General features: G+C 68.1%; 11 protein-coding genes. 7 read left to right on the top strand and 4 right to left on the bottom strand.

Features of this window, described 5'->3' with window-relative positions:
• Nucleotide 1 precedes the first annotated feature (1 nt).
• Nucleotides 2-1,015, bottom strand: a complete 1,014-nt coding sequence (locus BLW81_RS22055) for an Rv2253/PknI dimerization domain-containing protein (RefSeq protein ID WP_157897792.1) — start codon at nucleotides 1,013-1,015, stop codon at nucleotides 2-4.
• A gap of 81 nt (nucleotides 1,016-1,096) precedes the next feature.
• Nucleotides 1,097-2,023, bottom strand: coding sequence for a heme o synthase (locus BLW81_RS22060; RefSeq protein ID WP_083409025.1), 927 nt, complete (start codon nucleotides 2,021-2,023; stop codon nucleotides 1,097-1,099).
• A 177-nt stretch (nucleotides 2,024-2,200) separates the two neighbouring features.
• Here BLW81_RS22060 and tkt point away from each other — a divergent pair, with 177 nt between their 5' ends.
• The 7 genes from tkt (at nucleotide 2,201) to BLW81_RS22095 (ending at nucleotide 10,812) form a co-directional block, all read left to right on the top strand.
• Nucleotides 2,201-4,294, top strand: a complete 2,094-nt coding sequence (gene tkt / locus BLW81_RS22065; RefSeq protein WP_083409026.1) for a transketolase — start codon at nucleotides 2,201-2,203, stop codon at nucleotides 4,292-4,294.
• A 22-nt stretch (nucleotides 4,295-4,316) separates the two neighbouring features.
• The gene (gene tal / locus BLW81_RS22070) at nucleotides 4,317-5,435 is read left to right on the top strand and encodes a transaldolase (RefSeq protein WP_083409027.1); all 1,119 of its coding nucleotides are present in this window, start codon (nucleotides 4,317-4,319) and stop codon (nucleotides 5,433-5,435) included.
• 7 nt (nucleotides 5,436-5,442) lie between these two features.
• Nucleotides 5,443-6,969 carry a glucose-6-phosphate dehydrogenase gene (zwf, locus tag BLW81_RS22075; RefSeq protein ID WP_083409028.1) on the top strand — a complete coding sequence of 509 codons (1,527 nt, stop codon included), beginning with the start codon at nucleotides 5,443-5,445 and terminating at the stop codon, nucleotides 6,967-6,969.
• On the top strand, nucleotides 6,966-7,874 hold the full coding sequence (gene opcA / locus BLW81_RS22080; protein ID WP_083410736.1) for a glucose-6-phosphate dehydrogenase assembly protein OpcA: 909 nt from the start codon (nucleotides 6,966-6,968) through the stop codon (nucleotides 7,872-7,874). Before zwf ends, opcA begins: the two co-directional genes overlap by 4 nt.
• Nucleotides 7,871-8,581 carry a 6-phosphogluconolactonase gene (pgl, locus tag BLW81_RS22085; RefSeq protein ID WP_083409029.1) on the top strand — a complete coding sequence of 237 codons (711 nt, stop codon included), beginning with the start codon at nucleotides 7,871-7,873 and terminating at the stop codon, nucleotides 8,579-8,581. The genes opcA and pgl overlap by 4 nt, the downstream gene beginning before the upstream one ends.
• Nucleotides 8,582-8,829: 248 nt before the next feature.
• Nucleotides 8,830-10,263: an HNH endonuclease signature motif containing protein gene (locus tag BLW81_RS22090; RefSeq protein WP_083409030.1), complete on the top strand. Its 1,434-nt coding sequence runs from the start codon at nucleotides 8,830-8,832 to the stop codon at nucleotides 10,261-10,263.
• 177 nt (nucleotides 10,264-10,440) lie between these two features.
• Nucleotides 10,441-10,812 (top strand): ATPase, encoded by a 372-nt coding sequence (locus BLW81_RS22095; protein ID WP_083409031.1) that lies wholly within the window; start codon nucleotides 10,441-10,443, stop codon nucleotides 10,810-10,812.
• Here BLW81_RS22095 and ppc read toward each other — a convergent pair.
• Together ppc and secG are read right to left on the bottom strand one after the other, a co-directional pair.
• A complete protein-coding gene (ppc, locus tag BLW81_RS22100; RefSeq protein ID WP_083409032.1) occupies nucleotides 10,809-13,604 on the bottom strand; it encodes a phosphoenolpyruvate carboxylase in 2,796 nt (931 codons plus the stop codon). The genes BLW81_RS22095 and ppc overlap by 4 nt on opposite strands.
• Before the next feature lie 51 nt (nucleotides 13,605-13,655).
• Nucleotides 13,656-13,889 carry a preprotein translocase subunit SecG gene (gene secG, locus BLW81_RS22105; protein WP_083409033.1) on the bottom strand — a complete coding sequence of 78 codons (234 nt, stop codon included), beginning with the start codon at nucleotides 13,887-13,889 and terminating at the stop codon, nucleotides 13,656-13,658.
• Between the last annotated feature and the right edge of the window lies 1 nt (nucleotide 13,890).

Genomic DNA, 13,890 nt, shown 5'->3' on the forward strand with positions numbered 1-13,890 from the left:
GCTAGCCGCCGGGCGCGGGTGCGGGCGCCGCTGCCGGTGGCGGCGGCGGGGCGACCATCCGGTCGTACTTGAGGTCGAAGACCTGCTGGGTCGGGCAGGGCTCGCCCGCCTCGATCCGACGGGTGCCGCTCAGCGTCACGATCGGGTTCTCCGACGGCGCCGGGAACAGGATCTCGTCGTTGCCGAACGAGCGCACCCGCTCCGGCATCCCCGGCCCGCACGACTTCTCGCCGCGGTCCCACCGGTAGGTCCACCGGTCACCGGCGAATGTCAGCGGCGTCAGCTGCGGATCGTTTTCGATCGCGGTGGCCTGGGTGCTCGCACACTCGTCGGTGTTGCGCACACAGAACGTGGCGACGTCGATGGTCAGCACACCGGGCGCCCCGTCCGGCGGCTGCGTGGTGATGGTCTGGGTGTAGGTGCCGCTGAACGCCTGGGCCTTCGACGGCTTGCGGGCCTCGACCGCGCTCGGGTCGATCAGCTGGACACCCTCCGGAACGTCGCCCTGCTTGGTCACGGTGACCGGCATCTGCACCACCCACGGGCAGTCCGGGCCGGTGGTGATCTCGGTCCACGTCCCGGTCAGCGTGTCATTCGGCTGCGGGGTCAGCACCCAGGTGCCCAGCACCCGCGCCGGTTGCCCGCCCGCGCGGCACTTGCTGTCCTCGGCGATGACCATCACCCAGTTGCCGTCGATGAGGTCGAGGGTGCCCTGGATGTTGGTCGGCGACCCGTCCGGCTTGATCCGGGTGCCGGTCGCGATGCAGACGTTGTCGGCCGCGCAGTGCGAGTCCAGCGCCCACCGCGCGCTCATCGGTTCGGTGCGCGGTGAGGCGGCCCCCAGCTGGGTGCGCTTGGCGACGTCGAAGTCGATCTTGTAGAGCCCGTTGAGCACCGGCCCGGCCGCACTGGGCGGGGGCGTCGACGTCGTGGACTCACTTTCGCCGCCCGACGAGCAACCGACCACCAACACCGCGGCCGACATTGCTACCGCGAGCCCTCGCAACCACGACACGTTTCCGCCCCCTGCTAGTCGTTGTTTACGCAACTTCGCAGCACCTTAGCTCAGGAGGTGCGGCGTGCGGGGCGAACTTGCTCAGAGCAAAGTCGGAATTGCGAGAACCGAGTCGATCGCCAGCGCGCAGAAGACCACGGCGAGGTAGTTGTTCGACTGCAGGAACAGGCGCAGCGGCTTGACCGGTTCGCCGCGGCGCACACCGCGGTAGAGCTGGTGCGCCATCACCAGGAACCAGCCGCCGGCCAGCACGGCGACGGCGGTGTACAGCCAGCCGGTGACCGGCACCAGCGCCAGCGTGGCCGCCACCGTCAGCCAGGTGTAGATCACGATCTGCTTGGTGACCTCGCGCTCGGTGGCCACCGCGGGCAGCATGGGCACGCCCGCCGCGCGGTAGTCCTCCTTGTAGCGCATGGCCAGCGCCCAGGTGTGCGGCGGCGTCCAGAAGAAGATGATCGCGAACATCGCCAGCGCGGGCCACGCGATGGTGCCGGTGACGGCGGACCAGCCGATCATCACGGGCATGCAGCCGGCCGCGCCGCCCCACACCACGTTCTGCGATGTCCGGCGCTTCAGCAGCAGCGTGTAGACCAACACGTAGAACGCGATCGTCGCGCCGGCCAGGTGCGCCGAGAGCATGTTGGTGGTCCACCACAGCCAGAAGAACGAGCCGACCGACAGCGCCAGCCCGAACACCAGGGCGTGGCTGCGCGGAACCGTGGCCCGCGCCAGCGGCCTGCGTTCGGTGCGCTTCATCACCTTGTCGATGTCGGCGTCGGCCACGCAGTTCAGTGCGTTGGCGCCCGCGGCGGCGAGCATGCCACCGACCAGGGTGTTGAAGATCAGCAGCGGGTCGACGTGGCCGCGGTCGGCCAGCAGCATGGCCGGAATGGTGGTGACCAGAAGCAGTTCGATGACGCGCGGCTTGGTCAAGGAGAGGTAGCCGAGGAGCCGGTCGCGGATTCGGACAGCCGCCCCGTCAACGAGGTGGCCTTCGCGAACGCTCAACGCAGTTACTCCTGTCGAACAGCTTCTACTACAGACGATGGTAGACCGCAGGACAACGGCGGCCTAATCGTCCCCCGGCAATCTGCATTGGATGACCATCCCGCACTAGGGTGTTTAAACGAGCAGCGAAAAGAGTTCGAAGCCGACCAAGCTCAGAAGCCGACCAGGAGTGCGCCTGTGACCACGCTCGAAGAGATTTCCGCGCTGACCCGTCCGAACCACCCGGACGACTGGACCGACGTGGACACGCTGGCCGTCGACACCGTCCGGGTGCTGGCCGCCGACGCTGTGCAGAAGGTGGGCAACGGCCACCCAGGGACCGCGATGAGCCTGGCGCCGCTGGCCTACACCCTGTTCCAGCGGCAGATGCGCCACGACCCGAGCGACGTGCACTGGCTGGGCCGGGACCGTTTCGTGCTGTCGGCCGGCCACTCCAGCCTCACCCTCTACATTCAGCTCTACCTCGGCGGCTTCGGCCTCGAGCTGTCCGACATCGAGTCGCTGCGGACGTTCAAGTCCAAGACGCCGGGGCACCCGGAGTTCCGGCACACCAAGGGCGTCGAGATCACCACCGGCCCGCTGGGCCAGGGCCTGGCCTCGGCCGTCGGCATGGCGATGGCGTCGCGCTATGAGCGCGGGCTGTTCGATCCCGACACCCCGTGGGGTGAGAGCCCGTTCGACCACTACGTCTATGTCATCGCCTCCGACGGCGACATCGAGGAGGGCATCACCAGCGAGGCGTCCTCGCTGGCGGGCACGCAGCAGCTGGGCAACCTGATCGTCTTCTACGACAAGAATCAGATCTCCATCGAGCACGACACCAACATCGCGCTGAGCGAGGACGTCGCGGCCCGCTACCGGGCCTACGGCTGGCACGTGCAGGAGATCGAGGGCGGCGAGAACGTGGTCGGGATCGAGCAGGCCATCGCCGAGGCCAAGAAGGTGACGGACAAGCCGTCGTTCATCGCGTTGCGGACCATCATCGGTTACCCGGCGCCGAACAAGATGAACACCGGCGGGGTGCACGGCTCGGCACTCGGCGACGACGAGGTGGCCGCCACCAAGAAGATCCTCGGCTTCGACCCGGACAAGACGTTCGAGGTGCGGCCCGAGGTCATCGAGCACACCCGCAAGCTGGTCGACCGGGGCAGCGAGGCGCACGCCAAGTGGCAGAGCACGTTCGACGCCTGGGCGGAGCGGGAGACTGAGCGTAAGGCGCTGCTGGACCGGCTGCTCGCCCAGGAACTGCCCGAGGGCTGGGATTCGGACCTGACGTACTGGGAGCCGGGTTCCAAGCCGTTGGCGACCCGCGCCGCGTTCGGCCAGGTGCTCAACGACGTGGCGCCGAAGCTGCCCGAGCTCTGGGGTGGCTCGGCCGACCTGGCGGGCAGCAACAACACCACCATCAAGGGTGTCAAATCGTTTGGCCCGCCGTCGATTTCGACTGAAGACTTCACCGCCGACTGGTACGGCCGGGTGCTGCACTTCGGGATCCGCGAGCACGCGATGGGCGCCATCTTGTCCGGCATCGTGCTGCACGGTCCGACCCGCGCGTTCGGCGGCACGTTCCTGCAGTTCTCCGACTACATGCGGCCTGCCGTGCGGCTGGCGTCGCTGATGGACATCGACACGATCTACATCTGGACGCACGACTCGATCGGCCTCGGCGAGGACGGGCCGACCCACCAGCCGATCGAGCATCTGGCTGCGCTGCGGGCGATCCCGAACCTGTCGGTCGTGCGGCCGGGTGACCCGAACGAGACCGCGTACGCCTGGCGCAGCATCCTGGCCCGCGGCAACGGCAGCGGGCCGGTCGGGTTCATCCTGACCCGCCAGGGCATCCCGGTGCTGGAGGGCACCGACGCCGATGGGGTGGCGCGCGGTGGCTACGTGCTCGGCGGCGGCAACCCCGCCGACGACGCGGACGTGATCATCATCGCCACGGGCTCGGAACTGCAGTTGGCGGTCGAGGCGAAGAAGCAGTTGGCGGACAAGGACATCACGGCCTACGTGGTGTCGATGCCGTGCGTCGAGTGGTTCGAGTCGCAGCCGCAGGAGTACCGCGACAAGGTGCTGCCGCCGACGGTGTCGGCGCGGGTGGCGGTCGAGGCGGCCGTCGCGCAGAGTTGGTACAAGCTCGTCGGCGACACCGGCGAGATCATCTCGATCGAGCACTACGGCGAATCGGCTGACGACAAGACGTTGTTCCGTGAGTTCGGGTTCACGCCAGAAGCCGTCGTGGCCGCCGCGGAGCGCTCCATAGCCAATTAGGTAGTAGTGGAAAGGCACAGCAATGGCTCAAAATCCGAATCTCGCGGCGCTGGCCGACGCGGGTGTGTCGGTCTGGCTTGACGACCTGTCGCGCGATCGTCTGCAGACCGGCAACCTGCAGGAACTGATCGACACCAGAAGCGTCGTCGGGGTCACCACGAACCCGTCGATCTTCCAGGCCGCGTTGTCCAAGGGCACGGCCTACGACGCGCAGGTCAAGGAGCTCGCCGAGCGCGGTGCCGACGTGGACGCGACGATCCGCACCGTCACAACCGACGACGTGCGCAACGCCTGCGATGTGCTGGCCAAGCAGTACGAACTGTCCGACGGCGTCGACGGCCGGGTGTCGATCGAGGTGGACCCGCGGCTGGCGCACGACACCGACAAGACTATCCTGCAGGCGATCGAGCTGTGGAAGATCGTCGACCGGCCCAACCTGCTGATCAAGATCCCCGCGACCGAGGCCGGCATCCCGGCCATCGCTTCGGTGCTCGCCGAAGGCATTTCGGTCAACGTCACGTTGATCTTCTCGGTGGAGCGCTACCGCCTCGTGATGGACGCGTACCTGCAGGGCCTCGAGAAAGCCAAGGAGGCGGGGCACGACATCTCCCGCATCCATTCGGTCGCCTCGTTCTTCGTGTCGCGGGTGGACACCGAGATCGACAAGCGGCTCGAGAAGATCGGCTCACCGGAGGCGCTGGACCTGCGCGGCAAGGCCGGCGTGGCCAACGCGCGGCTGGCCTACGCGGCGTACGAGGAGGTCTTCGTCGGCGGGCAGCGCTTCGAGGCGCTGAAGGCTGCGGGCGCGCGGGTGCAGCGTCCACTGTGGGCGTCGACCGGGGTGAAGAACCCGGACTACTCCGACACGCTCTACGTCACCGAGCTGGTCGCGCCGAAAACCGTGAACACCATGCCGGAGAAGACGATCGAGGCGGTCGCCGACCACGGCGTCGTCACCGGCGACACCGTGACCGGCACGGCCGACGAGTCGCAGGCGCTGTTCGATCAGCTCTCGGCCATCGGCATCGATCTGCCCGACGTGTTCCGGCTCCTCGAGGACGAGGGCGTGGAGAAGTTCGAGAAGTCATGGCAGGAGTTGCTCGAGGCCACGCAGGGCCAGCTCGACGAGAAAAAGGGATGAGCGCGGAATGACGGACTGGGTCAATCCGCTTCGCGACAAACGCGACAAGCGGATGCCCCGGATCGCGGGGCCGTGCGGGATCGTGATCTTCGGCGTCACCGGCGATCTCTCCCGCAAGAAACTGATGCCCGCGATCTACGACCTCGCCAACCGGGGGCTGCTGCCGCCGTCGTTCTCGTTGATCGGATTCGCCCGCCGTGACTGGGAGGACCAGGATTTCGGCAAGGTGGTCTATGACGCGGTCAAGCAGCACGCCCGCACCCCGTTCCGTCAGGAGGTGTGGGACCGGCTGGCCGAGGGCTTCCGGTTCGTGCAGGGCACGTTCGACGACGAGGCCGCGTTCGGGCGGCTCGCCGAGACACTGGAGAAGCTGGACGCCGAACGCGGAACCGGCGGGAATCACGCGTTCTACCTGTCGATCCCGCCGAAGGCGTTCCAGCAGGTCTGCGAGCAGCTACACAAGTCCGGACTGGCCAACCCGCAGGAGGGCCGCTGGAGCCGGGTGGTCATCGAGAAGCCGTTCGGCCACGACCTGCAGAGCGCCCGCGCCCTCAACGAGGTCGTCAACAGCGTGTTCCCCGAGGAGTCGGTGTTCCGCATCGACCACTATCTCGGCAAGGAGACCGTGCAGAACATCCTCGCGCTGCGGTTCGCCAACGAGCTTTACGAGCCGATCTGGAACAACAACTACGTCGACAGCGTCCAGATCACGATGGCCGAGGACATCGGATTGGGTGGCCGCGCAGGCTATTACGACGGTGTCGGTGCGGCGCGCGACGTCATCCAGAACCACCTGCTGCAGCTGCTGGCGCTGACCGCGATGGAAGAGCCGGTCAGCTTCGGACCCAAGGAGCTGCAGGCGGAGAAGATCAAGGTGTTCTCGGCGACCCGGCCGCTGCAACCGCTCGACGAGACCACCGCCCGCGGGCAGTACGCCGCGGGCTGGCAGGGCAGCGAGAAGGTGGTGGGTCTGCTCGAGGAGGAGGGCTTCTCCAAGGACTCCACGACCGAGACCTACGCCGCCATCACGCTGGAGGTCGACACCCGACGCTGGGCCGGGGTGCCGTTCTTCCTGCGCACCGGAAAACGATTGGGCCGCAGGGTCACCGAGATCGCGTTGATCTTCAAGCGGGCGCCACACCTGCCCTTCGACAAGACGATGACCGAGGAGCTCGGCCAGAACGCCCTGGTGATCAGGGTGCAGCCCGATGAGGGCATCACGACCCGGTTCGGGTCGAAGGTCCCGGGCAGCGCGATGGAGGTCCGGGACGTGAACATGGACTTCTCCTACGGCTCCGCGTTCGCCGAGGACTCCCCCGAGGCCTACGAACGGCTGATCCTCGACGTGCTGCTCGGCGAGCCGTCGCTGTTCCCGGTGAACCGCGAGGTCGAATTGTCCTGGGAGATCCTCGACCCGGTGCTCGACCACTGGGCGGCCGGCGGTAAGCCGGAGGCATACGAGTCCGGCACCTGGGGGCCCGCGGCAGCCGACGAGATGCTGCACCGCATGGGCCGGGAATGGAGGCGGCCGTGATTGTCGATCTGCCGGACACCACCACCAACGACATCAACAAGAAGATCACCGGCCTGCGCGAAGAGGGCGGCGCGATCACGCTGAGCCGCGTTCTCACGCTGGTGATCTCGCTGGACTCCGACACGCTGCTCGAGGAGTCGATCGAGGCGGCCAACTTCGCGAGCCGTGAGCATCCGTGCCGCGTCATCGTGGTCGTGCCCGGCGACCGCGAGGCCGAATCGCGGCTCGACGCCCAGTTGCGCGTCGGCGGCGACGCCGGCGCCGGCGAGATCGTGGCGCTGCGGCTGCACGGTGAGCTCGCCGACCACGCCAACGCGGTGGTGCTGCCGTTCCTGCTGCCCGACACGCCGGTGGTGGCGTGGTGGCCGGCGGGTGGACCGGACGTGCCCGCGAAGGATCCGTTGGGCCGGTTGGCCATTCGCCGGATCACCAATGCGACGCAGTGCTCGGATCCGCTGTCGGCGATCAAGAGCCGGTTGGGCGGATACACCGCGGGTGACACCGACCTGTGCTGGGCGCGGATCACCTACTGGCGGGCCCTGCTCGCCGCCGCGGTCGATCAGGAGCCGCACGAGCCGGTCGAGTCCGCGTTGGTGTCAGGGTTGCGCGACGAGCCGTCCCTCGACGTCCTGGCCGGCTGGCTGGCGAACCGGATCGGCGGGCCCGTGCAGCGCGCGGTCGGGGAGCTGAAGGTGGAGCTGACCCGCGCCAGCGAGACGATCACACTCAAGCGCCCGCAGGAGGGCACCACCGCGACGCTGACCCGCACGAGCAGGCCCGAGGCTCGAATCCCCTTGGCGCGCAGGGAGGCCAAGGAGTGCCTGGCCGAAGACCTGCGTAGGCTCGATCCGGACGAGATCTACCACGAAGCGCTGCAGGGCCTCGACAAGGTGCAGTACCTGTGAGCGCGATCGTCGAACGGTACGTCGACACCGAGGCGCTGGTGGCCGCGGCCGGTGACCGGTTGGTCGCGGCGATACTCGACGCGATCGACAAGCGCGGTGTCGCGCAGATCGTGCTGACCGGCGGCGGCAGCGGTACGGGTCTGCTCAAGCGTGTCGCCGAGCGCGGTGAGCGCATCGACTGGTCGAAGGTGCACCTGTTCTGGGGCGATGACCGATTCGTGCCCGAGGACGACGACGAGCGCAACTACAAGCAGGCGCGTGAGGCGCTGCTGGACCACGTCGACATCCCGGCGGCCAACGTGCACGCGATGGCGGCCAGCGACGGTGAGTTCGGCGACGACCTCGACGCCGCGGCGGCGGCATACGAGCGCGTGCTGGTTTCCGACTTCGACGTCCACCTGCTGGGCATGGGCGGTGAGGGGCACGTCAACTCGCTGTTCCCGCACACGCCCGCGGTGCGGGAGACCGAGCGGTTGGTGGTCGGGGTCACCGACTCCCCCAAGCCACCGCCACGCCGGATCACGTTGACATTGCCCGCTGTTCGGCGCTCGCGCGAGGTGTGGCTGGTCGTCTCCGGTGAGGCCAAGGCCGAGGCGGTGGCCGCCGCGATCGGCGGCGCGGACGCCGACGACATACCGGCTGCCGGAGCGGTGGGCCGTGAAGCCACCGTGTGGCTGCTCGACGAGGCGGCCGCAAGCAAGCTCTGATTGTCGGACCACTGGCGTCAAGGGCTCAAGCGGCGTCGATGAGTTGGATGCTGAGCCAGCGTCGGTGACTTGCGGGCCAGGTGTCATGCCCGTCCTCCCAGGGCTGATGCCGTACTTGCCCCACGGCGCCGGTGAGACAAATCGGTCGAAAGACAACCAGCAGGGCTCCAGCCGCGAACGAGCAGGACCATCCTCACTCGGGACCGCGTATCGGAATCGTGTCGGACCCCGCGAGTAGTATCGAACGTATGTACGAGGGGGCCGATGATGTGGTGGTGGTGGAGGCCATCGCTGCGGCGTCGCGTGAGCAGAACGCGGCGTGCGGTCAGGAGATGCACGCCATTGGTGAGCTCTATGCCCGTCGGGCGCCCGAGGATGAGGATGAGCGGTTGTCGTGGGCGGTTGATGGGCATGCCAACGTGGTCGCCGAGGTCTCGGCGGCACTGAACATCAGCCGCGGCCGAGCGGCGAGCCGGCTGGATCTGGCGATCGACCTGCGCGAGCGCCTACCCAACGTCGGGGAGGTGTTCGCCGCCGGGGACATCGACTACCGCATGGTGATCGCGCTGGTCAATCGCAGCAGCAACGTCGAAGACCCTGAGCTGCTGGCCCGCCTGGACGCCGAGTTCGCCCGCCGGGCCCCGCGATGGATGAAACTATCCGGGCCCAAACTTGGTGAGCGCATCGACATGTGGGTCGAAAAGTTCGACCCGGCCGGGGTGCGCGAACCCACACCAGAACGCGATGACCGCTATGTGCACGTCGCCCCGATGGGCGGCGGGATGGTCGGAGTCTGGGCGCGGCTGGCCTTCGACGAAGGCGTCGCGTTCGATACCCGCATCGACGAGATCGCCGCCACCGTGTGCCGCGAGGATCCACGCACCGCCGAGCAGCGCCGGGTGGACGCGATGATGGCCATGTCCCAAGGGCAGCTGCCGCTGGTGTGCGGTTGCGGTGCCTCCGACTGCCCGAATAGTGGGTCGGTGGCGCCGCCGGCGCAGGTGGTGATCAATGTGATCGCCGAGCAGGCCACCCTGGAGGGCCGCTCGAACAATCCCGGGTATCTGCCGGGGTACGGGGCGATCCCGGCGGCGGTGCTGCGCGAGCGCGCCGCCACCGCCCAACTGCGCCCGCTCACGTTGCCTGAGCCGTGCGCTGAGGCCGGTTACCGGCCCTCGGCGGCGTTGGCCCGGTTCGTCCGGTGCCGCGATCTGGCGTGCCGGTTCCCCGGGTGTGACGTCCCGGCGTCAGCGTGTCAGATCGACCACACGGTCGCTTACCCGATGGGGCCCACCCATCCGTCAAACCTGAAGTTGCTGTGCGTGTTTCACCATCTGTTGAAGACGTTTTGGACCGGGCCCACCGGATGGGGCGACCTGCAACTGCCCGATGGCACCGTGATCTGGCGCGCCCCCAGCGGAAAGATGTACACGACCACACCCGCCGGGGCTGAGTTCTTCGCCGCGCTGGCCCAACCCACCGGCGTCATCGACCTGACCACACCAAGCGCAGCGCCCAACGTGCACCGGGGCGCGATGATGCCCAAACGCCGACGCACCCGCGCCCAAGACAAGGCCTACCGCATCGCCCTGGAACGCCAACACAACACCGCACGCATCACCCGCACAGACCTACTCATCGCCGAACGACTCGCCAGAAACGACGAACCACCACCCTTCTGAGCCGCGGTGAGCGTCGCGGAATCCCCGCTCGTAGTCGGCGCTTCGCCCACCCTGTTCCCGCGTGGCACTGCGCGGGTCGCCCCCGCACTGCCGCGACGTGGTTCTTGACTGGTCCACACCTAGTCAGACGCCGCGTTCCGCCCAGCGGTTCCCCTGCGGGACGCCATAATGACTTTCATGGTGGACAAGAGCAGCCGACCAGTGCGCACGGGACCGGAGCGGATCAGGAAGCTCGCGCAGGCGGCGCTCAATGCCGACGTCACCGTCGAGCAGGTCGACACCATCCTCGAGGGGCTCAGCGAGACCCTCGAGGACCTCAACAGCTCGACGGCCAACCTCGACGCGACGCTCGAACGGTTCAACGAGACCATCAACCAGATCAACGAGCTCGCCCCGCGGCTCAACGCGGTGGTGGGCCGGATGGAGGGCATCGTCGACCGGGTCGAGCGCATCGTCGGTCTCGGCGAATCGGTGATCTCGCCGCTCGCCGCGACCGAACAGGTGGTGCGCGGAGCGGTCAACAAGGTGCGCCGCTCGGCGGGGATCTAGCCGCTGTTGCGCAGCGCGGTGGCCAATCCGCTCATCGTCAGCAGAATCCCCCGCTGGACGAGTTCGTCGTCATCGCCGGACCGGTAACGGCGCAACAGTTCGACCTGCAGGTGGTTCAGCGGCTCCAGATACGGGAAGCGGTTGAACACCGACCGGGCCAGCGCCGGGTTGTCGGCGAGCAGGTCGTCCTGGCCGGTGATGAGCTTGTGCATCCGGATGGTGCGCCCGTGTTCGGCGACGATCTTGTCGAACACCCGCCGCCGGAGCTCCTCGTCCTCGACCAGCTCCGAATACCGCGCGGCCAGGCCGAGATCCGACTTCGCCAGCACCTGCGCCATGTTCGACAGCACGGTGCGGAAGAACGGCCAGCGCCGGTACAGGTCGCGCAGCACCTCGACGCGTTCCTCCTCGACCCCGGCGGCGATCCACTCCTCGAACGCCGTTCCCGTGCCGTACCACCCGGGCAGCATCACTCGCGACTGGCTCCACGCCAGCACCCACGGGATCGCCCGCAAGTCGCTGATCGACGTCGTCGGCTTGCGTGATGTCGGCCGGCTCCCGATGTTCAGCGCGCCGATCTCGCTCACCGGCGTCGACGCCTTGAAGTACTCGACGAATCCCGGTGTGTCGTGCACCAATTCGCCGTACGCCCGCTGGGCGCGCGCGGCGAGGTCGTCGAGCACCTGGTAGGCGGGCCCGGCCTCGTCGCCGAGCCCCTCGACGTCGAGCAGCGTGGCCTCCAGCGTCGCGGCCACCAACGTCTCGAGGTTGCGATGCGCGAGCTGCGGTTCGGCGTACTTGGCCGCGATCACCTCGCCCTGTTCGGTGATCCGCAGCGACCCGTTCACCGCGCCGGGCGGCTGCGCGAGGATCGCGTCGTAGCTGGGCCCGCCGCCGCGGCCGACGGTGCCGCCGCGACCGTGGAACAGCCGCAACCGGATTCCGGTCTTGCGCGCCGACTCGACCAGGTCGAGTTCGGCGCGGTACAGCGCCCAGTTCGCCGCCAGATACCCGCCGTCCTTGTTCGAATCCGAGTAACCGAGCATCACCTCTTGGCTTTCGCCGCGCGCCGTGACGATGTGCCGGTACACCGGAAGGCCCAGCGCCGCCTCGAGAATCGACGCGCCGTGCTGCAGATCGTCGATGGTCTCGAACAGCGGCACGATCCCCACCGGGGCGTAGTGCTCCGAGTCCGACACGTCCAGCAGCCCGGCCTCCTTGAGCAGGACCGTCGCCTCGAGCATGTCCGAAACCGATTGACACATCGAGATGATGTAGTTGGGCACCGCCTGCGGGCCGAACACCCGCACGGCGCGGGCGGCCGCCGCCACGATGTCGAGTTCCTTGCGCGCCAACTCCGACAGCGCCGCGCCGTCCTTGACCAAGGGCCGGCGCGTGGACAGCTCCTTCGACAACAGCTCGACCCGCTCCGGCTCGTCCAGCGACGCGTAATCGGAGTGCACCCCCGCCCACGCCAGCAACTCGGCGACGACCTCCTCGTGCACGTCGGAGTTCTGCCGCATGTCCAGACCGGACAGGTGAAACCCGAAGACCCGCACCGCTTCCCGCAGACGCGCCAGCCGGTCATCGGCCAGCACGGCGCTGCCGTTGGCGCGCAGCGACTCGTAGACCACATCGAGGTCGGCCAGCAGTTCGGCCGGTGTCTGGTACCGCTCGAGCCCGAGGTCGAGGACGTGTTCGGGCTGCCGGTCGAGGATTTCCTGTGCGGTCGCGGTCAGCCGGGCGTGGATGACCCGCAGCGCACGCCGGTACGGTTCGTCGGCCCTGGCAGGCTCGTGGCACTCGTCGGCCAGCGCGGCGAGGTCGTCGCTGATGCGGACCAGCCGCGCCGACATCGACAGTTCCTCTTCCAGCGCGGTTATCTCGGTGAAGTAGTGGTCGAGCGCGAGGTGGGCCGCGCTTCCGGTGGCCAACCGCACGACCTCCGCGGTCACGTTCGGATTCCCGTCGCGGTCACCGCCGATCCACGACCCGGGCCGCACGATCGGCTCGTCGAGCAGACCCGAATCCGGCCACCGTGACTGCAGTTCGGCGCGCACACCGGCGTTGACGGCGGGGATCACCTCGAAGAACGCGGCAGGGTAGTACCGCAGCCCGGTCTCGATCTCATCCTGGATCTTCAGCCGCGACAACCGGATCAGCGCGGTCTGCCACAGGGTCAGGATGTGGCGGCGCAGCTCGTTGTCGATGTCACGGCCGTCGTCGGTGCGGTCGTGCCCGCGCATCCGCAACCGCATCAGCTCGGTGATGCGGTGCTGGGTGTCGAACACCGTGCGCCGGCGGGTCTCGGTCGGGTGCGCGGTGATCACCGGTGACACCAGCGCCCCCGCCAGCGCGTCGGCGACGGTGTCCGAATCCAGTTCGGCGGAATCGAGTTTGGCGTACGTCGCCGCCAGGCTGCTGGGTTGCGGCGGCTCCCCCGCCTCGACGTGGACCGCGCGGCGCCGCTCCCGGTGGATGTCCTCTGCGACATTGGCCAGCAACGCGAAGTGTGTGAACGCCCGGATGACGGGGATCGCCTGGCCGACGTCGATCCCGTCGAACAAGCCCGCGAGTTCGGTGCGGTCGATCTCCGAACGGCGCACCCGGAAGGATTCGACGCGGGCGCGCTCGACGAGGTCGAACACCGCTTCGCCGTTCTGCTCGCGCACCGTGTCGCCGAGTATCGCGCCGAGCAACCGGATGTCCTCACGCATCGGCTCGGTGGCCTCGCGGCCCACCTGCGTGCGCATGACCGCGCCGATCGGTTCCAGTCCCGCGACTTCAGCCATGGTTCCAGTATCGACGCCCCGGAATGGGGCCGCACGGTGAGGAGGTGTGAGCTAGCTGTACTTGATGATCAGCGCGACGCCGACGATCGACACCAGCCAGATGCCGGTGACGAACAGCGTCAACCGGTCGAGGTTCTTCTCGACGACCGTCGACCCCGACAGGCTGGACTGCACGCCGCCACCGAACAGCGTGGACAAGCCGCCGCCCTTGGCGCGATGCAGCAGCACCAGGAGCACGACCAGGACGCTGGTCACGATCAGGGTGATCTGCAGGGCCAATTCCATG

This window comes from Mycolicibacterium rutilum, from assembly GCF_900108565.1.
Classification (GTDB): domain Bacteria; phylum Actinomycetota; class Actinomycetes; order Mycobacteriales; family Mycobacteriaceae; genus Mycobacterium; species Mycobacterium rutilum.